Annotated in this window: 20 protein-coding genes; 14 read left to right on the plus strand and 6 right to left on the minus strand. The window is 74.4% G+C overall.

Annotated features, from left to right (window positions below):
- Nucleotides 1-135 precede the first annotated feature (135 nt).
- The 4 genes from ACT7CP_RS08345 to ACT7CP_RS08360 all read right to left on the minus strand — a co-directional run bounded on the left by ACT7CP_RS08345 (nt 136) and on the right by ACT7CP_RS08360 (nt 2,917).
- Nucleotides 136-732 carry a DUF3000 domain-containing protein gene (locus tag ACT7CP_RS08345; RefSeq protein WP_307501086.1) on the minus strand — a complete coding sequence of 199 codons (597 nt, stop codon included), beginning with the start codon at nt 730-732 and terminating at the stop codon, nt 136-138.
- 93 nt (nt 733-825) lie between these two features.
- Nucleotides 826-1,572: a dihydrofolate reductase family protein gene (locus ACT7CP_RS08350; RefSeq protein WP_413962980.1), complete on the minus strand. Its 747-nt coding sequence runs from the start codon at nt 1,570-1,572 to the stop codon at nt 826-828.
- On the minus strand, nt 1,569-2,009 hold the full coding sequence (locus tag ACT7CP_RS08355; RefSeq protein WP_413962979.1) for a SufE family protein: 441 nt from the start codon (nt 2,007-2,009) through the stop codon (nt 1,569-1,571). The genes ACT7CP_RS08350 and ACT7CP_RS08355 overlap by 4 nt, the downstream gene beginning before the upstream one ends.
- Nucleotides 2,006-2,917: a sulfurtransferase gene (locus ACT7CP_RS08360; protein ID WP_445441869.1), complete on the minus strand. Its 912-nt coding sequence runs from the start codon at nt 2,915-2,917 to the stop codon at nt 2,006-2,008. The genes ACT7CP_RS08355 and ACT7CP_RS08360 overlap by 4 nt, the downstream gene beginning before the upstream one ends.
- Before the next feature lie 156 nt (nt 2,918-3,073).
- Here ACT7CP_RS08360 and zapE point away from each other — a divergent pair, with 156 nt between their 5' ends.
- From zapE to ACT7CP_RS08400, 8 genes are all read left to right on the plus strand, one after another.
- On the plus strand, nt 3,074-4,138 hold the full coding sequence (gene zapE / locus ACT7CP_RS08365; protein WP_445441870.1) for a cell division protein ZapE: 1,065 nt from the start codon (nt 3,074-3,076) through the stop codon (nt 4,136-4,138).
- Nucleotides 4,139-4,389: 251 nt separating this feature from the next.
- Nucleotides 4,390-5,676, plus strand: coding sequence for an ammonium transporter (locus ACT7CP_RS08370; protein WP_413962976.1), 1,287 nt, complete (start codon nt 4,390-4,392; stop codon nt 5,674-5,676).
- A 139-nt stretch (nt 5,677-5,815) separates the two neighbouring features.
- Nucleotides 5,816-6,613 carry an SDR family oxidoreductase gene (locus ACT7CP_RS08375; protein WP_445441871.1) on the plus strand — a complete coding sequence of 266 codons (798 nt, stop codon included), beginning with the start codon at nt 5,816-5,818 and terminating at the stop codon, nt 6,611-6,613.
- Nucleotides 6,614-6,779: 166 nt separating this feature from the next.
- Nucleotides 6,780-7,619 (plus strand): aldo/keto reductase, encoded by an 840-nt coding sequence (locus ACT7CP_RS08380; RefSeq protein WP_413962974.1) that lies wholly within the window; start codon nt 6,780-6,782, stop codon nt 7,617-7,619.
- 185 nt (nt 7,620-7,804) lie between these two features.
- Nucleotides 7,805-8,236 carry a MarR family transcriptional regulator gene (locus ACT7CP_RS08385; protein WP_445441872.1) on the plus strand — a complete coding sequence of 144 codons (432 nt, stop codon included), beginning with the start codon at nt 7,805-7,807 and terminating at the stop codon, nt 8,234-8,236.
- 44 nt (nt 8,237-8,280) lie between these two features.
- Complete coding sequence (locus ACT7CP_RS08390) at nt 8,281-9,093, plus strand: putative protein N(5)-glutamine methyltransferase (RefSeq protein WP_445443975.1); 813 nt, start codon at nt 8,281-8,283, stop codon at nt 9,091-9,093.
- A gap of 110 nt (nt 9,094-9,203) precedes the next feature.
- The gene (locus ACT7CP_RS08395; RefSeq protein ID WP_445441873.1) at nt 9,204-10,514 is read left to right on the plus strand and encodes an endo-1,4-beta-xylanase; all 1,311 of its coding nucleotides are present in this window, start codon (nt 9,204-9,206) and stop codon (nt 10,512-10,514) included.
- Between the two features lie 169 nt (nt 10,515-10,683).
- Nucleotides 10,684-12,690 carry an endo-1,4-beta-xylanase gene (locus tag ACT7CP_RS08400; protein ID WP_445441874.1) on the plus strand — a complete coding sequence of 669 codons (2,007 nt, stop codon included), beginning with the start codon at nt 10,684-10,686 and terminating at the stop codon, nt 12,688-12,690.
- Nucleotides 12,691-12,793: 103 nt separating this feature from the next.
- Here ACT7CP_RS08400 and ACT7CP_RS08405 read toward each other — a convergent pair whose 3' ends face one another.
- The gene (locus tag ACT7CP_RS08405; protein ID WP_445441875.1) at nt 12,794-13,549 is read right to left on the minus strand and encodes a CPBP family intramembrane glutamic endopeptidase; all 756 of its coding nucleotides are present in this window, start codon (nt 13,547-13,549) and stop codon (nt 12,794-12,796) included.
- Between the two features lie 386 nt (nt 13,550-13,935).
- On the opposite strand from ACT7CP_RS08405, the gene ACT7CP_RS08410 reads away from it, so the two are divergent.
- Complete coding sequence (locus ACT7CP_RS08410) at nt 13,936-15,633, plus strand: ribonuclease J (protein ID WP_413962969.1); 1,698 nt, start codon at nt 13,936-13,938, stop codon at nt 15,631-15,633.
- Nucleotides 15,634-15,745: 112 nt separating this feature from the next.
- Here ACT7CP_RS08410 and ACT7CP_RS08415 read toward each other — a convergent pair whose 3' ends face one another.
- Nucleotides 15,746-16,591 carry a helix-turn-helix transcriptional regulator gene (locus ACT7CP_RS08415; RefSeq protein WP_445441876.1) on the minus strand — a complete coding sequence of 282 codons (846 nt, stop codon included), beginning with the start codon at nt 16,589-16,591 and terminating at the stop codon, nt 15,746-15,748.
- Between the two features lie 161 nt (nt 16,592-16,752).
- Here ACT7CP_RS08415 and ACT7CP_RS08420 point away from each other — a divergent pair, with 161 nt between their 5' ends.
- The 5 genes from ACT7CP_RS08420 to ACT7CP_RS08440 all read left to right on the plus strand — a co-directional run bounded on the left by ACT7CP_RS08420 (nt 16,753) and on the right by ACT7CP_RS08440 (nt 23,326).
- A complete protein-coding gene (locus tag ACT7CP_RS08420) occupies nt 16,753-17,691 on the plus strand; it encodes an SDR family oxidoreductase (protein ID WP_445441877.1) in 939 nt (312 codons plus the stop codon).
- Nucleotides 17,692-17,988: 297 nt separating this feature from the next.
- The gene (locus tag ACT7CP_RS08425; protein WP_445441878.1) at nt 17,989-19,890 is read left to right on the plus strand and encodes an ABC transporter ATP-binding protein; all 1,902 of its coding nucleotides are present in this window, start codon (nt 17,989-17,991) and stop codon (nt 19,888-19,890) included.
- A 172-nt stretch (nt 19,891-20,062) separates the two neighbouring features.
- Complete coding sequence (locus ACT7CP_RS08430; RefSeq protein WP_445441879.1) at nt 20,063-21,301, plus strand: amidoligase family protein; 1,239 nt, start codon at nt 20,063-20,065, stop codon at nt 21,299-21,301.
- Nucleotides 21,302-21,317: 16 nt separating this feature from the next.
- On the plus strand, nt 21,318-22,646 hold the full coding sequence (locus ACT7CP_RS08435) for a sensor histidine kinase (protein ID WP_445441880.1): 1,329 nt from the start codon (nt 21,318-21,320) through the stop codon (nt 22,644-22,646).
- Entirely contained in the window at nt 22,643-23,326 is a 684-nt protein-coding gene (locus ACT7CP_RS08440; protein ID WP_445441881.1) for a response regulator, read from the plus strand. Before ACT7CP_RS08435 ends, ACT7CP_RS08440 begins: the two co-directional genes overlap by 4 nt.
- The last annotated feature ends 33 nt before the right edge of the window (nt 23,327-23,359 follow it).

Consider the following 23,359-nt stretch of genomic DNA (forward strand, 5'->3'; position numbering starts at 1 on the left):
GGGCGGTGACCCCGTCCGTGGCGGTCGAGCCCGGGACGTCGGAGAACAGCGACGCGCCCATGGCGGGACGGCTCAGCGTGGCCGCGGGAGGCGGCGGGGTCGCGGTGTCGGGGTCGGGGATGTCGGACGGGGCGTTCACGTCCGGGTGCGTCGCGCTGATAGCAGTGTCACTCCTTCGCCCGCGGGAGGCAGCCCGGCGAGCATGCACAGTAGTTCCCCCCAGCCTTCCACATGGGCGGTCACGTCGGCGTCCGCGGGGGTCCACGAGGCGCGGAGCTCGATCTTCGCGCCGCTGCCCTGCCGGGCCAGCTCGCCGTAGCCGGTGCTGATGATGCGGGTCGCGGTCCCCGAGGGCGCCGAGTACCGGGCGCCGCGGGAGGCGAGACCGTCGACGAGCCACGACCACGCGACGTCGGCGAGGAACGGATCCGTGCCCATGTCGGTCTCGAGCGGGGCCTGCGCGAAGCAGACGATGCGGAAGGCGCCGCCCCACGCGTCCGGCTCCTCGGGGTCGTGCAGCAGGATGAAGCGGCCCGTGCCGAGCTCGGAGTCCGCGGCGTGGCCCGAGGGGGACACGTCGGCCGCGAGGGCCACGGCGTACGGGGCCAGGCTGCTCGACGGCGAGGGGATCTCCGTCAGCACGAGCTCCGACCGCGTGGTCGCGCGGCGCAGGGCGTCGAGCGCCGCGCGGAACTCGGGCGGATCCTCGGGGCTGTCACGGGTCTCTACCACGTGTGCAGACTAGGGTCCGCCGCGCCCGGGTCCGGGAGCCACGCCGCGACGACGCACCCGCCCCGGGGCGGCGCTGCCGCGCGACCACGGGGATCAGCCCCGGCCGACCGCCCAGCGCGCGTAGGTGCGGTGGTCGTCGTCGACGAGCAGCTGCTCCAGGCGCATGGCCGCGTGCACGCCGGAGCCCGCGGGGACCAGCGGCGTGAGCGGGGTGACGAGCTCGGGCGACGTCGTGAGGCACAGCTCGTCCACGCGGCCCGCGGCGAGGAGCGCGGCGGCGAGCGCCGGCCCGCCCTCGCAGACGATGCCCGTGAGGCCGCGGCCGCGCAGCGCGTCGACCACGTCGTCGCCGCCGAGGCGGCCGTCGGCCGCCGCGCCGAGCGGGACGGACACGATCTCCGCGGGGACGCCGCCGAGGGTCGCGACGGCCCGGTCGCGCGCCTCGGGCGGGCAGAGCACGAGGAGGCGCCCCTCGGCGGCGTCGGCGTCGAACCGGTGGCCCTCGAGGTCGCCCGTGGAGGTGGCGACGGCCAGCGGCGTGCGGCGGGGCAGGACGTACCGCTCGGCGCGGACCGTGCCGGCGCCCACGAGGACGACGTCCGCGAGCTCCCGGATGACCCCGAGGATCCGCCGGTCGACGACGCTGCTGAGGCTGTCGGAGGACCCGTCGGCGCCGACGACGCTCCCGTCGACGGAGGCCACGAAGTTGAGCCGCACGTGGTCGGGGGAGAGCGGACGGTAGAGGTCCTCGAGCCACTCGCGGGTGCCGTCGTCCTCCAGCCCGCGCGAGGCGGCCGTGCCGCCCGCCCCCGCGACGGGGAGGACCCGCGTGATCCTCATCCCGCGAGCCGCTCGCGCACCTGGCGCTTCACGCGCCCGAGCATCGCCGTCATGCCGCGCATGCGCAGGGGAGAGACGGCGGCGTCGAGGCCGATGGTCGACGGGTAGTCGTCGGGCACGGCGAGCACCTCGTCGGCCGGGAGCCCGTCGAGCCCCTGGGCGAGGATCGACGCGAAGCCGCGGCTCGTGGGGGCTTCGGCCGGCGCCTGCGCGTGCACGTGGACGCCGCCGTCGACGACGTCCACGAACATGAACACGGGCGACTGGCACTCCTCCACGCGCTCGAGGAGGTCCGGGTGCTCGGCGTAGTGCGCGGGCAGCGCCGGGAGCTCGTTGCTGAAGTCGAGCAGGAGGAGCAGCCGGTCGCGCTGCCCGAGCGCGAGGAAGTCGTCGCGGATCTCGGCGAGCGCCGCGGGCAGCGCGGGGGAGCCGGTCATCGGGAGGGCAGCTCCCCCGGCTCGGCGCCCTGCACGATGGGGACGCGCACGGCGGAGCCCCACTCGGTCCAGGAGCCGTCGTAGTTGCGGACGCCCTCGAAGCCGAGCAGGTGCGTGAGCACGAACCAGGTGTGGCTGGAGCGCTCGCCGATGCGGCAGAGCACCACGACGTCGTCGCCGTCGCCGAGGCCCGCGCCCTCGCGGTAGACCGCGTCGAGCTCGGCCCGGCTCCTGAAGGAGCCGTCCTCGGCCGCGGCCTTGGCCCACGGCACGTTGCGCGACGTGGGGATGTGGCCGGCGCGGAGCGAGCCCTCCTCGGGGTACGCCGGCGCGGTGGTGCGCTGGCCCGTGTACTCCTCGGGGCTGCGGACGTCGATGAGCGGGTTGCCGAGGTGCGCGAGGACGTCGTCCTTGAACGCGCGGATCTCCTCGTCGCGGCGCTCGACGACCGGGTACTCGACGGGGGTGACCTCGGGCTGGTCCGTCGTCGTCGGGCGGCCCTCGGCGATCCACTTGTCGCGGCCGCCGTCGAGGAGGCGGACGTCCTCGTGGCCGAAGAGCGTGAACACCCACAGGGCGTACGCGGCCCACCAGTTGCTCTTGTCGCCGTAGATGACGACCGTGCTGTCCCGCGCGATGCCGCGCTCGGACATGAGCTGGGCGAACCGCGCGCCGTCGACGTAGTCGCGCTGCACGGGGTCGTTGAGGTCGGTGTGCCAGTCGAGCTTGACCGCGCCGGGGATGTGGCCGGTCTCGTACAGCAGCACGTCCTCGTCGGACTCCACGACCACGAGGCCGGGCGTGAGGGCGCCGTCCTGGAGGCGCTCCTCGAGCCAGTCGCCGCTGACGAGGCGCTCCGGGTGGGCGTACTCGGCGAACCTGGGGGTGGTGTCCGGCTCGACGGCCATGGGGCTCTCCTGATCTCGCGGCCGCGGGGGCCGCGCTCGGTGGGACGCGGATTAGTCTGAGGTGTCGCGCGGGCGCCGAGGGCGCCGCGTCGACCACCCTCAACGGTAACGGTTCGCGATGCGCGGGACCTTCCCATGACAGCCGGAGACCCACCTGTGACGAACGCCGAGACCGGATCCCGGAGCCACGACGCGGAGGGCACCGCGCCGGGAGCGCTGGTCGGCCGCTCGCCGAGCATCACGGGCGAGGAGATCGCGGCGCACCTGGTGCCGCCGCGCCAGTTCGACGAGGCGCGCTTCGACACCTACCGGCCCGACCCCGAGTACGACACGCAGGCGCAGGCCGTCGAGGTGCTCCGCGCGTTCTCCGGCGACCGCCAGGCCTCCCGCGGCGGCCTCTTCTCCCGCAGGAAGGCGCCGGCCGTGAAGCCCGGCGTGTACCTCGACGGCGGCTTCGGCGTCGGCAAGACCCACCTGCTCGCGTCCCTCTGGCACGCCATGCCGGGACCGAAGTACTTCGGCACCTTCATCGAGTACACGGCGCTCGTCGGCGCGCTCGGCTACCAGGGCGCGGTCGGGATCCTCCGCGGCGCGACGCTCGTGGCCATCGACGAGTTCGAGCTCGACGACCCGGGCGACACGATGATGATGACGCGCCTGCTCTCCGACCTCGTCGCCGACGGCACCCGGATCGCCGCGACGAGCAACACCCCGCCGAACGCGCTGGGGGAGGGGCGGTTCGCCGCGGCCGACTTCCTCCGCGAGATCCAGGCCATGAGCGACCGCTTCGACACGATCCGCATCGACGGGCTCGACTACCGCCGCCGCGCCTTCGAGGGCCATGCGATCACGGTGGAGGCGGGCGAGCTCGACGCGCGCGCCGACGCCGCGCAGGCCGGCGGCCGGTCGGTGACGGTCGACGGCTTCCCGGAGCTCGTCGCGCACCTCTCCCGGCTGCACCCCTCCAAGTACGTCAAGGTCATCGAGGGCGTCGACGTCATCGCGCTCCGCGACGTGACGCAGCTGCAGGGCCAGACCGACGCGCTCCGCTTCGTCGCGTTCGTCGACCGCGTGTACGACGCGCAGATCCCGCTGCTCGCGTCAGGCACCCCGTTCGACGAGGCGTTCTCCGCGGAGATGCTCGCCGGCGGCTACCGCAAGAAGTACCTGCGCGCGATCTCGCGGCTCATCTCCCTCACCGCCGCCGGGCGCGACCTCTAGCCCATCGCGCTCCGTCCGGCCTGGACGGGAGGCGATCGGGAGCGCCCCCGAGGCGCGCGGAAACACGATGTTCACACGGGCGGCACCTGTGTAACGCGCCCGAAACACGTCCGGCGAGCCGGTGAAACCTCGCCCCCGGACACTGGACGCGTACCCGGCACACGGCTCGCGCCGAACCTCCCGACCACACGGGCGGCAGCACGCCCTCGTCCGGTGCGACCCCCTGCACGATCTACGAGAGGTGAAACACCATGGATCAAGGCAACACCGCCTTCCTCCTGATCGCCGCGGCGCTGGTCCTCCTGATGACGCCGGGTCTGGCGTTCTTCTACGGCGGGCTCGTCAAGGCCAAGAGCGTCATCAGCATGATGATGATGAGCTTCGGGGCCATGGGCCTCATCGGGCTGCTCTGGGTGCTCTACGGCTACGCGGTCACGTTCGGGAACGGGCCGGACGGCGCCGCGGGCAACGCGCGCTTCGTCGGCATCGACGGCATCCTCGGCATCGACCTCGGCCAGCTCGGCCTCGGCGACGCCTACACGGCGGCCCTCGGCGAGCAGACCTCGGCCTACCCGACGCTCGCCTTCGCCGCCTTCCAGGCGACCTTCGCGATCATCACCGTCGCGCTCATCTCGGGCGCCATCGCGGACCGCGCCAAGTTCGGCGCGTGGATGGTCTTCGCGGGCGTCTGGGCCACGGTCGTCTACTTCCCCGTCGCCAGCTGGGTCTTCAACTTCACGCTCGCCGACGGCGCGGTCACCGACGGCGGCTGGATCGCCTACAACGTCGGCGCCATCGACTTCGCGGGCGGCACGGCGGTCCACATCAACGCCGGCGCCGCGGCGCTCGCGCTCTCGCTCGTCCTCGGCAAGCGCGTCGGGTTCGCCAAGGGCATGCACGTGCCGCACAACCCGCCCTTCGTCCTCCTCGGCGCGGGCCTGCTGTGGTTCGGCTGGTTCGGCTTCAACGCCGGCTCCGAGCTCGCGGCCGACGGCATCGCGGCCATCGCGTTCCTCAACACCATCGCGGCGCCCGCCGCGGCCATCCTCGGCTGGCTCGTGGTCGAGAAGATCCGCGACGGCAAGCCCACCTCGGTCGGCGCCGCGTCCGGCGCCGTCGCGGGCCTCGTGGCCATCACCCCGGCGTGCGCCTCGCTCTCGCCCACCTGGGCGATCGTGCTCGGCCTGGTCGCCGGCGCCGTCTGCGCCATGGCGATCGAGCTGAAGTTCAAGCTCGGCTTCGACGACTCGCTCGACGTGGTGGGCATCCACCTCATCGGCGGCCTCATCGGCACGCTCTACATCGGCATCTTCGCCACCGACGTCGGCCTCGTGTACTCGGGCTCGCTCGAGCAGCTGGGCAAGCAGGCGCTCGCCGCCTTCGCCGTGCTGATCTACTCGTTCGTGCTCTCGTACGTCATCGGCATCGTCATCCAGAAGACCATGGGCTTCCGGGTGAAGAACGAGGACGAGATTGCGGGCATCGACACGATCGTCCACGGCGAGGAGGGCTACGTGCTGGAGACCTCCGGCCGCTGATCCGCCGCATCGCACGACCCGACGGGCGCCGCACCTCGCGAGAGGGCGGCGCCCGTCCCGTCGTCCGGGCCGTGCGGATCCGCGCCGATCGCCCGCCCGGGCCTTGGCACCCACGGGAGCACGGCGTTGACTCGCCAGCATGGACTTCACACCGAGAACAGCGATCGTCACCGGTGCCGACTCGGGCATCGGCCGCTCCACCGCCGTCGCGCTGGCGAAGGCCGGCCTGGACGTCGGCATCACCTGGCACGAGGACGAGGCGGGCGCCGAGGCCACCGCCGAGGAGGTGCGCGCCCACGGCGTCCGCGCCGTCACCGCACGCCTCGACACGTCGGAGGTCGCCACCGCCGGCGACGCGATCACCGCGCTCGCCGGCGAGCTGGGCGGCGTCGACGTGCTCGTCAACAACTCCGGGACGGGCGACAGCTCCCCGTTCCTCGAGGTGGACCTCGCCAGCTGGACCCACGTGCTCGACGTCGACCTCACCGGCGCCTTCGTCGTGATGCAGGCGGCCGCGCGGATCATGGTGGAGAAGGGCGCGGGCGGTCGCATCATCGCCGTCACGAGCGTCCACGAGCACCAGCCCCGGGTGGGCGCGAGCGCCTACGACGCCGCGAAGCACGGCCTCGGCGGCCTCGTGAAGACCGCGGCCATCGAGCTCGGGCAGCACGGGATCACCGTCAACAGCGTCGCGCCCGGCGAGATCGCGACGCCCATGACGGGGCAGACCGACGAGGACCCGCGCGGCACCTCGCGCCCCGGGATCCCGCTCGGCCGCCCCGGCCACGCGGACGAGATCGCCGACGTCATCGCGTTCCTCGCGTCCGACGGGGCCGGCTACGTGACCGGCGCGTCCTGGGCGGTCGACGGCGGGATGCTGCAGATGGGGCCGCAGGGCGGGTCGCACATCACGAGCGACGACTGGCGCTCCGCCTGATCCGCACGGCGGAGCATCCACCGAGCGCCCGCCCTGTTCGCTCCGAGCGGAGCGCCCTCCCCGGCCGGTCGTCCGGGAGCGAGCCGGGCGTACGGTGGGAGGACGCGGGGCGCGAGCAGCACGGCACCCCGCACCGTGACCATCGAGACGAAGAAGACGAGAGCACATGGCATCCCCCCTCATCACCCTGAACAACGGCGTCACCATCCCGCAGCTCGGGTTCGGCGTCTTCCAGACCCCGCCCGAGGAGACCCAGCAGGCCGTCGAGCGCGCGTTCGAGGCGGGCTACCGCCACATCGACACCGCGGCCGGCTACTACAACGAGGAGGGCGTGGGCGCCGCCATCAAGGCGACCGGCATCCCGCGCGAGGAGCTCTTCATCACCACGAAGCTCCGCAACGGCGACCAGGGCACGGACAGCGCCCGCACCGCCTTCGAGGACAGCCGCCGGAAGCTCGGCGTCGACGCGGTGGACCTCTACCTCATCCACTGGCCCTACCCGAAGCACGGCCTGTACGTCGAGACCTGGAAGACGTTCGAGGCGCTGCACGCCGAGGGCCTCATCCGCGCGATCGGCGTGTCCAACTTCCTGCCGGAGCACCTGGAGAAGCTGGCGGCCGAGACCGACGTCGTGCCCGCGGTCAACCAGATCGAGGTGCACCCGACGTTCCAGCAGCACGACCTCTCGACCTTCTCGGTCGAGCGCGGCATCGAGGTCGAGGCGTACAGCCCGCTCGGCCAGGGCGCCGACCTCGAGTCGGAGATCGTCACGCGCCTCGCGAAGGAGCACGACGCCACGCCCGCGCAGATCGTGCTCGCCTGGCACCTCGCGCAGGGTCGCATCGTGATCCCGAAGTCGGTCACGCCCGAGCGCATCGTGCAGAACTTCCAGAGCATCGAGGTCGAGCTGTCCGTCGAGGAGCTCGCCGAGATCGACACGCTCGAGACCGGCACGCGCCTCGGCGCCGACCCGGCGACGGCGGACTTCACGCAGTACCGGTCCTGATCGCCCGCCGGTTCGCCGGCACGACGACGCCCGCCCCGGCCTCCGCCGCGGCGGGCGTCGTCGCGTCCGGACCTCCTCGCCGGGGCCCGGTCGCGCCGCCGCGAGAGGGCTAGCGTGAGCCACACGACGCCCCCGGGCGGAGCCACGAGCCCCGACCCGGCCGCCACGCGACCGTCAGGAGAACCATGACCGATCCGTCCCTCCCGCAGGCCCGTCTCGCGGACGCCCTCACCGCGGTCACGGAGCGCATCGACGCCTCCGTGGACCCGAGCTGGGACGGGCTCACCGGGGTCCAGGTCCTCATCCTCCGGCGGCTCGACGGGGCCGAGCGGACCGATCGGGCCTCGCTCGCGCTCGACACCCGGACGGCGCGCGCCGCCACCGTGCCGAGCCTCGCCTCCCTCCTCCACAAGGGCCTCGTCGTGGAGTCGGAGGACGAGGCCGGCGCCTTCCTGCGCCTGACGGACGCGGGCCGCACGCTCCTCACCGGCGTCCGTGCCGCCCGCGCCGCATGGCTCCAGCGGGCCGCCCGCGAGGCGGTGCCGCCGGTGCGCGGGGACGACCTCGTCCGGGTCGCGGCGCTCCTCGAGCACCTCGGCAGCACGGAGCTCGTCTGAGCCGGCCGCTCGCCGTCGGTGGGGCGCCGGACACCGCCCCGCTGATCGCGCGGCTGCGCGCCGCGGGCTGCGTCTTCGCCGAGGAGGAGGCCGCGCTGCTCGTCGCGGAGGCGGCCGACCGCCATCCCGACGACGCGTGCGGAGCCCGGGCCGCCGAGCTCGAGGCCATGACGGCCGCCCGCGTGGCGGGGGAGCCGCTCGAGACCGTCCTCGGGTGGGCCGCGTTCGCCGGGCGGCGCATCATCGTGCGCCCCGGCGTCTTCGTGCCGCGCCGGCGCACCGAGCGGCTGGCCCGTGCCGCCGTCGCGGAGGCGCGCCGGGTGCCGGATCCGCTCGTCGTCGACCTCTGCTGCGGCTCCGGCGCGATCGCCGCCGTGGTCGCCGACGAGGTGCCCGGCGCGATCCTGCACGCAGCCGACGTCGATCCCGTCGCCGTCGCGTGCGCGGCGGAGAACCTCGTGCCGCGCGGCGCCGCGGTGCACCGGGGCGACCTGCTGGACGCGCTCCCCGCGGACCTGCGCGGACGGATCCGCGTCCTCGTCGCCAACGTGCCCTACGTCCCGCGTGCCGGCCTCGCGCTGCTGCCGCCGGAGGCCCGCCTGCATGAGCCGGAGGCGACCCGCGACGGCGGCGACGACGGCCTCGACGTGCTGCGCCGCGTCGCCCGGGGGAGCGTCGACTGGCTCGCGCCCGGCGGGATCCTCCTGCTCGAGGTGGCGGACGCGCAGGCCGCCTCCGCCCTCGACGCGCTGGCCGCGGCCGGCCTGGACGCGCGCCTCGCGCCGGCGGGCGAGCCCGGCGACGTGACGGACGACGACGACGGGACGCGGGTCGTGACGGGCCGCCGGGCGGGGTGAGCCGGGGACGCCGGAGCGACCGTCGTCGGGCCGCCTGTCCGGAGTCCGCTCGGCGACCGGGCGGTCCTCCCTAGGGTCGCGGTGTCCCGTCCACCGCTCGAGAGGCATGCATGACCTCCATCCCGCCCCGTCCCGACTCCGCCACGAACCCCGCGCACTCCCTCACGCGCCGCGTCCGCTCCGGCCGCCGCCGCCGCGGCCTCGCCGCCCTCGCCTCCGCCGCCGTCGTCGTCACGACCGCGGCCGTCGGCGTCCCGACCGCCTCCGCATCCGCAGCCGGATCCGGATCCACGGCGAGCGCCTCCGTCCCCGGCACCTCCGTGCCCGGCCTCAAGGACGTCCTCGGCGCCGCGGGCATCGAGCACGTCGGCGTCGCCATGGGCGGCGACGAGGTGCAGGGCGCCTCCGCGGCGCTCATCGCCCACCAGTTCGACGCCCTCACCCCCGAGAACGCGGGCAAGGCCGACGCGATCCAGCCCGTCGAGGGCCGCTTCGACTTCGGCGGCCTCGACCAGCTGCTCGACTTCGCCGACCGCCAGGGCATGAAGGTCTACTACCACGTCGACTTCTGGCAGCCGCAGACGCCCGCGTGGTTCTTCCTCGACCACGGCCGCCCGCTCACGGACAGCCCCGCCGACCAGGCGCTCCTCCGGTCGCGCATGGACGCCCACGTGAAGGGGATCGCCGACCACATCGCCGCCCGCTACCCGAACGGGGACAGCCCGATCTGGGCCATGGACGTCGTCAACGAGGTCATCGACGACGGCCCGAACGGCAACCCGCACGACATGAAGGACACGCGCTGGTTCCAGGTGCTCGGCGAGGGCTTCGTCGACGACGCCTTCCGCATCGCGAAGGCGCGCTTCCCGGGCGTCGAGCTCTTCATCAACGAGTACAACACCGACGTGCCGAGCAAGCGCGCCGACTACCTCGGGCTCATCTCGGCGCTGCTGCAGCGCGGCGTGCCGGTCGAGGGCGTGTCGCACCAGACGCACGACGGCATCCGCAGCTCCGTCGAGGAGCTCCGCACGTCGATCCGGGCCGTGAAGGCGCTCGACCCGCAGCTCCTCGAGGCGGTCTCCGAGCTCGACGTCGGGGCGTCGCAGGAGGCGCCGAACGCCGAGATCGGGAACCGGGGCCGGAAGCTGACCCCGATCTACGCGGACCCGGCCGACACGGCCGCGGCCGTCGGCTGGTTCTACCGCGACCTGTTCCGCATGTTCCGCGAGGAGGCGGCGGATCTCGACTCCATCACCTTCTGGGGATCGGACGACGCGCGCAGCTGGCTCCGGGGAAGCGCGGTCGCCCAGCCGTGGGAGCAGCCGCTCCCGTTCGGCGACCACCAGGAGACCATGCCCGCGTACTGGGGCATCGTCGACGAGAGCCGCCTCCCGGCACGCCCGCCCCTGCCTCGGGGCTGATCCGCACCGAGCAGCGCACCGCGGCCCCCGTCCTCGCGCGGACGGGGGCCGCCTCGCGTTGGTTGCCTTCGGCAACAAAGTTTTTCGAAACCCCGCCCCCCGACGGGGGTGGGTGCCTACGGTGCGAGCATCCGACATCGACGTCGGACCACACGGAAGGTGTTCGACGATGAGCATTCCCCGCACCACCCCGTCCGCGCTCGCGGACGTCAGCCCTCCCCGCCCGGACCGCAGCAGGTCCGCCGGCGGCCGCACCCGCGGCATCCGCCCGGCCCCGCGCCGCGGGCTCGCCGCCCTCACCGCCCTCGGCCTCGTGGTGGGCGCCGGCGCGCTCGCCGTGCCCGCCGCGCAGGCAGTCGACGCCGTCCCCGCGGGCATCGGATCCGACTTCGAGTCCGGCACCGGCGCCTGGGCGCCGCGCGGCGACGGCGTCCGCATCGCGCCGAGCACGGCGGCCCACACCGGCTCGGGCAGCCTGCTCGTGACCGACCGCACGCAGGAGTGGCACGGCGCGGCCCTCGACGTGACCTCCGCGCTCGCCGTCGGCCAGCAGGTCGAGGTCACGGTCTGGGCCCGCCTGGCGGCGGGGGAGGAGCCCGCGTCGCTGAAGGTCTCCGTGCAGCGCGACACCGGCGGCGGCAGCGGGTACGACGGGGTCGCCGGCGCGGCCGCGCGCGTCACGGCCGACGCCTGGACCGAGCTCACGGGCACGTACACGCTGGGCGGCCCGGTCGACAGGGCGCAGGTCTACGTCGAGGGCACCGTCGGCGCCGACTTCCTCCTCGACGACTTCCAGCTCGGCGAGGCCGTCGCGACGCCCGTGCAGACCGACATCCCGGCGCTGAAGGACGTCCTCGGCGCCCGGGGAATCGAGCACGTGGGCGTCGCCATCGACGGTCGCGAGACCGTCGGCGCGGGAGCCGACCTCGTGCGTCACCAGTTCGACGCCTTCACGCCCGAGAACGCGGGCAAGCCCGAGAGCGTCCAGCCGGTCGAGGGGCAGTTCACCTTCACCCAGCTCGACCAGCTGCTCGACTTCGCCGACGCGAACGACATCGACGTCTACTACCACGTGCTGTTCTGGCACTCGCAGACGCCCGCGTGGTTCTTCCTCGACGGCGACCGCCCGCTCACCGACAGCCCCGCCGACCAGGCGCTCCTGAAGGCGCGCATGGAGGCGCACGTGAAGGGGATCGCCGACCACATCGCGGCGCGGTACCCCGACGGGGACAGCCCGATCTGGGCGATGGACGTCGTGAACGAGGTCATCGACGACGGCCCGAACGACAACCCGCACGACATGCGGGACAGCCGCTGGTTCCAGGTGCTGGGCGAGGGCTTCGTCGACGAGGGCTTCCGTCTCGCGCGGGAGTACTTCCCGGGCGTCGAGCTCTTCATCAACGACTACAACACCGAGCTGCCCACGAAGCGCGCCGACTACCTCGAGCTGATCTCCGCGCTCGTCGCGCGCGGCGTCCCGATCGACGGCGTCGGCCACCAGGCGCACGTCGACTTCGCCCGGCCGGTCTCGTGGCTGCGCGACTCGATCCGCGCGGTCGAGCGCATCGACACGGGCCTGCTGCAGGCGATCACCGAGCTCGACGTGAACGCGTCGAACCAGAACGAGGGCGCCGATGTGAGCGGCGCGCCGCAGGACCCGTACACGCCGGTCTACGCGGACGACGCGCAGGCGGGCGCCGAGGTCGGGTACTACTACCGCGACCTCTTCGCCATGATCCGCCAGCAGGCCGCGTCCCTCGACTCGGTCACCTTCTGGGGCGCGAGCAACGCGCGCAGCTGGCTGCGCACGTGGCCGATCGCGCGTCCGTGGGAGCAGCCGCTGCCGTTCGACGACGAGCTGCAGGCCGCGCCCGCGTACTGGGGCATCGTCGACCCGCGGCAGCTGCCCGCCCGCCCGGTTGACCTCTCGGCGCCCCGCATCGCGGACGTCGACGACATCCGGGCGGTCGCGACGAAGGCCACCGGGGTGCGCGTCCCGTACGCGCTCCCGTCGGCCATCGACACCCGCGACGGGAACGTGCGGGTGGTGTGCGTGCCGCCCCGCAGCGGGATCTTCCCCGTCGGCACGACGACCGTCACCTGCACCGCGAAGGACCGGGCGGGCAACGTCCGCACGACCACCTTCGACGTGATCGTGACGCGCGCCGGTTCGTGATGCGCTGACACCCGGCACGGCGCGGCCCCCGTCTCCTCGCGAGGCGGGGGCCGTTCCGTGCCCGGACGGCGCGGGGCGGGGCGGGGCATCCGGAGCGTGCGCGTCAGGGCGTCCGCGCGTCAGCCGCCGGCAGGGGCGCCGCCGCGGCGACCGTCCGCGCTGAGCGGCCCCGGAGGATGAGCGCGGCGGTCGCGAGGAACGCGACGCAGGTGAGCGCGACGACCGCGTCCGGCAGCGGGTCGGCGGAGTGGATCGTCGTGAAGTCGGCGGCGCCGTGCAGGAGGACCAGGGGGAGCACCCACCGGAAGCGGTACTGGAACGCCGCCAGGCCGACGCCGAAGCAGGCGGAGACGAGGATGTTCAGGAGGACGTCGTCGACGGTGCGCGAGGTGGTGGCGAAGGCGGAGAGGTGCTGCAGCCCGAAGAGGGCGCCCGTGAGCACGACGGCCCCGGCGGCACCGAAGGAGCGCCGCATCCGCTCCAGCACGACGACGCGGCTGGTGAGCTCCTCGTTGAGGCCCACCAGGAGCAGGGTGAGCGCGAAGAGCCCGAAGCCCGGCGGTCGCTCGACGAGACCGGCCGGCACGGCCCAGAGCAGCACCTCGAGCGCGAACGGCACGAGGAACAGGAGGGCCGACCTGCTCGCCCGGAGCCGGAGCAGACCGGACGCGCGCCACTGGCCGCGCACGGTCACGAGCGCCACCGCGAAGAGGACGCAGGCCACGTTGGCGGCGAGGCCCGCGTACCAGCCCGTGATCCCCAGCCGCGGCGCGAGCGCCAGGGCGGCCATGATCACCCCGAACCGGAGCACGTGCACGGACGCGCCGAATCCCACCGCCCGCCACCGATCCGCATCCACAGGGGCACCGTAGCGGTCGGGGTGCGACCGCCCGTGGACGGCGGATGTCCGGCGAGCGTCGGGTCGCTCGGCCGCGAGCGGGCCGGGGCTCCGCGGCGCGCGTCGACGTCGGGTCGAGGCGCGCCCGGGCCCGAGTGGGGCCGATCCCCTCCCGGGCCTGGGAGACTGGTCTCCGACGCCCTCGTCGGATCCGCGCCCCTCGTGCTCGGATCGACTACCGGCTCCGCTCTGCCGCGGCGCTCGGGACCGCCCTCGCGGCCCCGTGCGACCGCACCCGTCGCCGCCGACGGGCACATGACCACCCGAGGCACCGCCTCGAAGCGCGACCCGCCCGGACCGGGCAGCCGTCGCACGCACGACCCGCACCATCGGACCAGAAAGGCACCATGCCTCCCACCACCGCCCATTCCCTCGACCTCGCGAAGCCCGGGCGCCTGCCCCGCGGCGGCATGCGCATCACCCCGCTCGGCGGGCTCGGCGACGTCGGCCGCAACATGACGGTCTTCGAGCAGGACGGCGAGCTGCTCATCGTCGACTGCGGCGTGCTCTTCCCCGAGGAGACCCAGCCCGGCATCGACGTGATCCTCCCCGACTTCAGCATGCTGCGCGGCCGCCTCGACAAGATCGCGGGCATCGTCCTCACGCACGGCCACGAGGACCACATCGGCGGCGTCCCGTACCTCCTCAAGGAGCGGCCGGACATCCCGATCATCGGCTCGCGCCTCACGCTCGCGTTCATCACCGCGAAGCTCGAGGAGCACAAGATCAAGCCGGTCACGCGGCAGGTCCGCGAGGGCGACCGCATCGACGCCGGCGCCTTCGGCCTCGAGTTCGTCGCCGTGAACCACTCCATCCCGGACGGGCTCGCCGTCGCGATCCGCACCACGGCCGGCATGGTCCTCCACACCGGCGACTTCAAGATGGACCAGTTCCCGCTCGACCGCCGCCTCACCGACCTCGGCGCGTTCGCCCGCCTCGGCGAGGAGGGCGTGGACCTGTTCCTCACCGACTCGACCAACGCCGAGGTGCCCGGCTTCACGACCGCGGAGCAGGACATCGCGCCCGCCATCGAGCAGGTGTTCCGCAGCGCCCCCAAGCGCATCGTCGTCTCCAGCTTCGCGAGCCACGTGCACCGGATCCAGCAGGTGCTCGACGCCGCCGAGAAGCACGGCCGCAAGGTCGCGTTCGTCGGCCGCTCGATGGTCCGCAACATGAAGATCGCGGCCGACCTCGGCTACCTGAAGGTGCCGAAGGGCCTCATCGTCGAGCTCAAGCAGCTCGAGCGCATGCCCGACGCCAAGGTCGTGCTCGTCTGCACCGGCTCGCAGGGCGAGCCGATGGCGGCGCTGTCCCGCATGGCGCGCCGCGAGCACATCATCCAGGTGGGGGAGGGCGACACGATCCTGCTCGCGAGCTCCCTCATCCCCGGCAACGAGAACGCCATCTACGGCGTGATCAACGGCCTCATCCGCTGGGGCGCGGACGTCGTGCACAAGGGCAACGCCAAGGTCCACGTCTCCGGCCACGCCAGCGCCGGCGAGCTCGTCTACTGCTACAACCTCGTGAAGCCCCGCAACGTGCTGCCCGTGCACGGCGAGTGGCGCCACCTCGTCGCGAACGCCGCCCTCGCGGTGCGGACGGGGCTCCCCGAGAGCAACGTCCTCATCATCGAGGACGGCGTGAGCGTCGACCTCGTCAAGGGCAAGGCGACGGTCTCCGGCCGGATCCCCGCGCCCTACGTCTTCGTCGACGGCGCCACCATCGGCGTCGCCACCGAGAAGGCCCTCGAGGACCGCCGCGCGCTGGCGAGCGAGGGGCACATCACCGTGCTCGGGATCTTCGACGAGCCGAGCCAGAGGCTGCTCGACCCGGCCGAGTTCCTCACCCGCGGGTTCGTCGCGCACGACGGCTGGAAGAAGGAGGCGGAGGCCGCGGTCGCCAAGGCCCTCTCCGCCGCCGCAGGTCGCCGCCGCCTCGACGGCCCGGCCGCCGAGCGCGCCATGAGCGAGGGACTCTCCCGCTGGCTGCAGCGCCAGCACCGCCGCCAGCCGGTCATCACGGCCGTGGTGGTGGACGCGGACTGACCCGGCCGGGGCGGCCGCCCGGCTCCGCGACGCCGCGGAGCCGGAGGTCGCGTCGCCCCCGAAGCGGTCGGGTCCCGGGCCCGTCCCGCCCGCGCGGCGGACGGCCCGGACCTCACCCCATCGCCTGGCTGCCGATCACCGACAGCAGGCGCAGCTTCTCGTGGCTCTCGGAGCCGGGGGCGGCCGTGTAGACGAGCAGGTGGTGCCACTGCTCCGGATCCACGAGCGTCTGGCACGACAGCTCCAGCCGGCCGAGCTCGGGGTGCACGAACCGCTTGACGGCGTTCGGCCGGACGCCCACCTCGTGCGTCGCCCACAGCGCGCGGAACTCGGCGCTCCGCGGCATCAGCAGCTCCACGTAGCGCGCCGCGCGGGACTCCGGGCCGCGCCGGGTGGCGACCTCGCGGAGACCCGAGACCCACAGGCGGCCGAGCAGGTCGTGGTCCTCCTCCGCGTAGAGTCGACGGGTGGCCGGATCGGCGAACCAGCGGTAGCCGATGCTCCGCTCGGGCCCCGTGAGGCGGGCGGTGTCGCCCGTGAGCGCCATGCCGAGCGGCGTCTGCATCAGCGTCTCGCCGAGCTCGGTGACCACCTCGGCGGGGGTGTCCTCGAGTCGGTCGAGGATCCGCAGCAGCCCGGGGGCCACGTGGTCGCTCGTGCCGCCGCGCACCGGCGGCTGGTGCCCCGCGAGACGGAGCAGGTGGTCGCGTTCCTCGACCGTGAGGTGCAGCCCGTGCGCGATCGCGGCGAGCATCTGCTCCGACGGCTGCGGGCTGCTGCCGCGCTCGATGCGGGCGTAGTAGTCGGCCGACATGCTGGACAGCGCCGCGACCTCCTCGCGGCGCAGCCCGCTCGTCCGGCGGCGCGCGGTGCGCGGCAGGCCGACGTCCTCGGGCTGGAGCGCCTCGCGGCGGCCGCGGAGGAACTGGGCGAGCCCCGCGGGATCCATCTGGCGCATGCGTCCTCCTGGTGTCGCGTCCATCCTCCCGGGTGGCCGCGGTCCCAGCCAGGACCTGGCCATCCACGTCTCGACGCGCCGTGGATCCGGATCCGCGGGCCGGGCAGTCTCGTCGCAGCCGACGCGGATCCGCCGCGTCGGCGTCGCCAGGAGGATCCGCCATGCCCCGTCGCCCGATCGACATCCCCGTCCCCGACCTCGCCGGTCGCCGCGCCCTCGTCACCGGGGGCAGCGACGGCATCGGCCTCGCCCTCGCCACGCGGCTCGCCGGCGCCGGTGCCGAGGTGCTCCTGCCGGTGCGCGACCGGCGGAAGGGCGAGGCCGCCGTGGCGCGCATCCGGGAGCGCCACCCCTCCGCCCGCGTGGCGCTGCACGACCTCGACCTCGCGTCGCTCGACTCCGTCGCGACGCTCGCGGCCCGCCTCGCGGATGAGGGTGCGCCCCTCCACCTGCTCGTCGCGAACGCCGGCGTGATGACGCCGCCCGAGCGCCGGACCACGGCCGACGGCTTCGAGCTGCAGCTGGGCACGAACCACCTCGGCCACTTCGCGCTCATGGGCCGGCTGCTGCCGCTGCTGCGGGCGGGATCCGCGCGCGTCGTCTCGCAGCTCAGCATCGCGGCCACCGCCGGCGCCGTGGAGTGGGACGACCTCCAGTGGGAGCGCCGCTACCACGCGATGCAGGCGTACAGCTCGTCGAAGATCGCGTTCGGCCTCGTCGGCCTCGAGCTGCAGCGGCGGAGCGCGGCAGGCGGGTGGGGGATCACGAGCGACCTCTCCCATCCGGGCATCGCGCCGACGAGCCTCCTCGCCGCGCGCACGTCGACGGGCCGCTCCCGCGACGGGCTCGACGTGCGGACGATCCGCCTCCTGTCGCGGCTCGGGATCCTCGTGGGGACCGCCGACAGCGCCTCCCTCCCGGCGCTCTACGCGGCCACCTCGACCGCTGGCGGCGGCCGGCTCGTCGGTCCCAGCGGACCCGGCCACCTGGGCGGCCCGCCCGCGGAGCAGCGGCCCTACCCGCGCGTCGCCGACGCCGACGACGCGCGCCGCATGTGTTCGCTCTCCGAGGAGCTGACGGGGGTGCGCGTCCCGGCGTGATCCGCCGCCTCCCGTCCTCCTCGGCGGCGGCCACCGGGGCTCGGGCGCACCCGGCCGCCGGTGACGGCTCGCCTGCGCGGACGCCGCCCCTGCCGTCCGTGGCCCATGATGAGGGGAGCGAGCGCGGGCGGGTCGGCCGGTCCACCCGACGCGTCCGCGAGCACGGCCACGACGCCGCGGGTGTCGCCGACCGGGCCGTCCTCCGGGACGCCCTCCCGGATCGCCGCCGCTGGAACGGACCCCGAGCTCGGGGATCCGCCACTCGATCCGGGCGCGCTGCCCACCGAAGGAGACGCCATGAGCATGGAAGGCGCGGCCTGGAGCTCGCTCTACAAGATCTCGAGCGCCCGGGACGGAGCGCACGGCATCTCCCGCGCGTCCGTGCGGCGGATCCTGACGTTCGCCGTGCCGTACCGGGCGAAGCTCGCGGTCTTCATCGCGCTCTCGGTCGTCGGCGCGTTCCTCGCGGTCGCGACGCCCGTGCTCGCCGGCCAGGTGGTCGACGTCATCGTCGCCCGGGGCGAGGTCAGCACGATCACCTGGCTCGCCGTCGTCATCGCCCTCGTGGCCGTGGCCGACGCCGCCGTGTCGCTCGTCACGCGCTGGTACTCCGCGCGGATCGGCGAGGACGTGATCCTCGACCTCCGCACGGCCGTCTTCGACCACGTGCAGAGGATGCCGATCGCGTTCTTCACCCGCACCCGGACGGGCGCCCTCGTGAGCCGCCTCAACAACGACGTGATCGGCGCGCAGCAGGCCTTCAGCGGCACGCTGTCCGGCGTGGTCACGAACCTCGTGGCGCTGATCCTCACCCTGGTCGTCATGCTCAGCACGTCCTGGCTCGTGACGGTCCTCGCCGTGGTCATGCTCCCCGTCTTCCTGGTGCCCGCCCGCCGCATGGGCAGCCGCCTCGCCGCGCTCCGCCGCGAGGCCGCCGACCACAACTCCGCCATGAGCACGCAGATGACGGAGCGCTTCTCGGCTCCCGGCGCCACCCTCGTCAAGCTGTTCGGCCGCCCCGACGAGGAGTCCGAGGAGTTCCGCGTCCGGGCCGCCCGCGTCCGCGACATCGGGGTCCGGAGCACGATGCTGCAGTTCGTCTTCTTCACCGCGCTGATGCTCGTCTCCGCCCTCGCGCTCGCCCTCGTGTACGGGCTCGGCGGCTTCCTGGCGCTCGCCGGCCAGCTGGACACCGGCGAGGTGGTCACCCTCGCGCTCCTCCTCACCCGCCTCTACGCGCCGCTGACCAGCCTCGCGAACGCCCGGGTGGAGATCATGAGCGCGGTGGTCAGCTTCGAGCGCGTCTTCGAGGTGCTGGACCTCGAACCGCTCATCCAGGAGGCGCCCGACGCCGTCGCCGTCCCCGCGGGCCCCGTGTCCGTCGAGTTCGACGACGTCCGCTTCGCCTACCCGTCCGCCGACAAGGTGTCGCTGGCGTCCCTCGAGGAGGTCGCGACGCTCGACACCCGCGGCGGCGAGGAGGTGCTGCACGGCGTGTCCTTCCGGATCGAGCCGGGGCAGACCGTCGCCCTCGTCGGCACGTCCGGCGCCGGCAAGTCGACGATCGCGCAGCTCCTCGCGCGCCTGTACGACGTCGACAGCGGCGCCGTGCGCCTCGCGGGGACGGACGTCCGCGACGTCACCTCCGCCTCGATGCGGCACACCCTGGGCATGGTGACGCAGGACGGCCACCTGTTCCACGAGACGGTCCTCTCCAACCTGCGCCTCGCCCGGCCGGAGGCGTCCGAGGACGAGGTGTGGGACGCCGTCCGCCGCGCCCGGCTGGAGCCGCTCATCCGGTCCCTGCCGGACCAGCTGGACACCATGGTGGGGGAGCGCGGCTACCGGCTGTCCGGGGGTGAGCGCCAGCGGATGACCATCGCCCGGCTCCTGCTCGCCCAGCCGCGCGTCGTCATCCTCGACGAGGCGACGGCGGCGCTGGACTCGACGTCGGAGGCCGCCGTGCAGGCGGCGCTCAGCGAGGCCCTCGAGGGACGGACGGCGATGGTGATCGCGCACCGCCTCTCCACCATCCGCAGCGCGGACCTGATCCTCGTGGTCGAGGACGGCGCGATCGTGCAGCGCGGCACGCACGAGGAGCTCCTGGCGGCGGGCGGGCGGTACGAGGAGCTGCACCGGACCCAGTTCGCGGTGCAGAAGGAGGTCGCGGCGGACGAGGGAGCGCGGAGCGGGGGCTAGCCGCGGGGCCCGGCGTCGACGCCGGGGATCGGATCCCGCGACCGCGCCTCGGCCAGCGATGCGATAGTGGACCGGCATGGTCGGCACGATCCTCGCGTCAGCTGCGCCCGACCCATCGAGGAGACAGCGTGACCGGCTCACGGCATCATCCGCGTCCCACTCCGCACGATGCGTGCGCCTCCTCCTCGCCCGTCGCCGGCCGAGCGGCGCGGCCGTGACGCAGCTCCGCAGCCGGATCGGCTTCGAGATCGAGCTGATCGCGCCACCCGGCGCCAGCCGCCTCACCCTGGCGGAGCGCATCGCCGCCGAGCACGGGGGACGCGTCACCCGGTTCTTCCACACCGACTCCGAGCCGTCGCTCGTGCCCGGCATGGGGCACTTCTGGCACCTGACGCCCGGGTTCGACGTCCGGGACCGGGACGGCGGCCCGCTCGCGACGCTCGTCGACGACATCACGATCGTCGCGGACCTCCGGCGCGAGCAGGTGCAGGCCGCGGCGCAGGATCCGGGGCACCGTCCGGGCGCGGGCGCGGGCGCGGGCGCGGGCACGGGGACAGGGACGGGGGAGCGGCCGGACCCGGGCCTCTACCGCGTGCTGTCCGACGATCCCCGGCTCCTCCGGCTCGTCGCCGACCGCACCGACGCGGCCGCGCCCTACCGGACCGTCCTCGACGACGCGGCGGACCTCTTCGGCACGGCGGTGGAGACGATCGGTCCCGTCCGCCGGCTCCGCGACCGCGCGGGCGCGAGCATCGCCATGGCGACCGCCCTCGCGTACGGCCGCGAGCGGCCGTGCGAGATCGTCACGCCGCCGCTGCGGCACGACCACGAGGCGGCCCTGGAGGCGCTGCTCCGACCGGCGCGCGAGGCCGGCTTCGGCGTCCCCGCGGAGGCCGCCGTGCACCTCCACCTCGACGCCGCGCCGTTCCGCTCGACCGCCGCCTTCGCCAATCTCGTGCGGCTCTTCGGCCACTGGGGACAGCCGCTGCGCGCGGAGCTCGAGACCAACCCCGCCTGCGTGCGGCTGCAGGCGCTGCCTCCGGCGCTCCTCGAGCTCGTCGACGCCGATGCGACCGACGGCGGTGCCGCGCCGTCCGGGGAGGCCGAGCGCTGGCGACGCATGCAGGGGCTCGCCGCGGCGACCGGTCTCACCAAGTACTTCGACGTCAACCTCACCGCGCTGCTCACCGATCAGCCGAGCCGGGACACCGTCGAGGTGCGGATCCTCCCCGGCGCCCTGCACGGCGCCGAGATCGCCCGTCGCGCCGAGCTGGTCGAGCGCTTGCTGGCGCGGTGCCTGCGGCCGGAGCCCGTCCCGCGTCCGTCGACGGACGACCCGGGGACCGCGCGTGCTGAGCTCCGGCGACTGGCGGGACTCATCCCTTCGGCCGAGAACGCGCGGCCGTCGTGACGTTAGCGTGAGCCGCGTGACGCACGCCGGAGGGGAGGCAGCCGGACGCCGTCTCCTCGGCGGACGGCCGCGAGGCGCCCTCGCGTCCCTCGCCGCTGCTCACGCCGGGCTCCTGCGGACCCTCGCGGCGATCGCCCTCGCCGGAGCCGTCTACGGCTCGGGCCTGGCCGTCGCCCTGCACCTCGGCTGGCAGCCCCAGGGCCTCCCGGGCTACGCCTACCTCGGGGCCATCGGGATCCTCGGCGCCGCGACCGCCGGTCGGTGGCCCGTGGAGACGCTCGTGATCGTCGCCGGCTACACGGCGTACACCACGCTCGGCCCGCTGCCGCCCGAGCTGTACGGCCTGTACGTGCGCGCCCCCGAGTCGCTGGTGCCCCTGGGCGTCGTCGCGTTCCTCGCCATCGCGGGCCGCGGCCCGGTCCTCGTCGCGTCGGCCGCGTTCGGCGTCCTCGGCGTGCTCGTGATCACGCCCTGGCGGGACATCGTCGCCAACGCCCTCGCCGGGCGGCCGCTCGACGACGTGCTGCTGCTCGACACCGACGTCGACCGGTCGCTCCTGTTCGCGGAGCTCGTGGCGTGCGCCCTCGTCGTGCTCGTCGCCCTCATGCTCCGGCGGCAGCGGCTCGCCGCGGTGGCGCTCGCGGCGCAGAACCGGGAGCTCGTCGAGCTGCGGGCGGCCGAGGAGGCACGCATCGCGGAGCGGGAGCGGACGCGGATCGCGCGCGACCTGCACGACGAGGTCGCCCATCACGTGGCCGCCCTGGTCATCCGCGCGCAGGCCGCGCTCCGGGTCGCCGACCGGCAGCCGGAGCAGCTGCCTGCGGCCGTCGCCGACATCGCCGCGGGCGGCCAGGACGTGCTCGCCCGCATCCGCCGCGTGGTCCGGATCCTCAAGGCCGCGCCGCTCGACCCCGCCGCCACCGCGCCGCGGAGCCTCGCCGCCGAGCTCGACGTCCTCTGCGCGCGGGTGCGCGGCATCGGCTACGACGTCGACGTGGCGGTCCGCGTCGGCGACGGCCTCCTGCCCGCGCACCGCTCCGTGATCGTGGCGGTCGTGCAGGAGGGCATCACCAACGTGATGCTGCACTCCGCGGCGACCGGCGTCCGCGTCGTCGTCGACGAGGTGCCGTCGGCGTGGACGGTGACGGTGACGGATCCGGGGCCCGCCCGCGAGCGCTTCCCGGAGGTCCCGCGAGGCGGCTCCGGCACCCCGTCCCTGCGCGAGCGGGTGGCCTCCCTCGGGGGCAGCCTGGCCGCCGGCCCGCGTCCTGCGGGCACCGGGTGGTCGGTCCACGCCGAGCTGCCCCGCCCCATCGCGTCCGGCGGACGGGAGGACCCGGCGTGACCCTCCGGGTGCTCGTCGTGGACGACCAGCCCATCGCGCGGGCGGGCCTGGCGACCATGCTCGAGGCCGAGCACGACATCAGCGTGGTCGGCCGCAGCGCGGACGGCGAGGAGGCGATCCGCGATGCCCGCGCGACCCGACCGGACGTCATCGTCATGGACATCCGCATGCCGCGCCTGGACGGCATCTCCGCCACCCGTCGGCTCGTGCCCGAGCTCGGCTGCGCGGTCGTCCTCATCACCACCTTCGACGACGACGAGCACCTGTTCGACGGCATCGCCGCCGGCGCGTCGGGCTTCCTGCTCAAGGACTCCGGCCCCGACCTCATCGCCGCCGCCGTGCGTTCCGCCGCCCGGGGCGACTCCCTCATCGACCCGGCGATGACGCGGGCGCTCATCGAGCAGAGGGCGGCGCCGAGCGCCCCGGTCGAGGCCGACGCGCTCCGGCTGGCCGCGCTGGCGACCCTCAGCGAGCGGGAGCGGGAGGTGCTCGACGCCGTCGCGCGCGGGCTCAGCAACGTCGACATCGCGACGGAGCTCTTCCTCAGCACCGCGACCATCAAGTCGCACGTCTCGAGCGTGCTCGCCAAGACGGGCAGCACCACGAGGGTGCAGGCCGCCGTGTTCGCCTTCCAGTCGGGCTTCACGAGGCCCGGCGCGGGCCCGCGTCGGCACGCGTGATGGCTGCGCGGAGCGTCACGGCCGCCGTCCGTC

The sequence above is a fragment of the Clavibacter rahimiani genome (assembly GCF_052654495.1).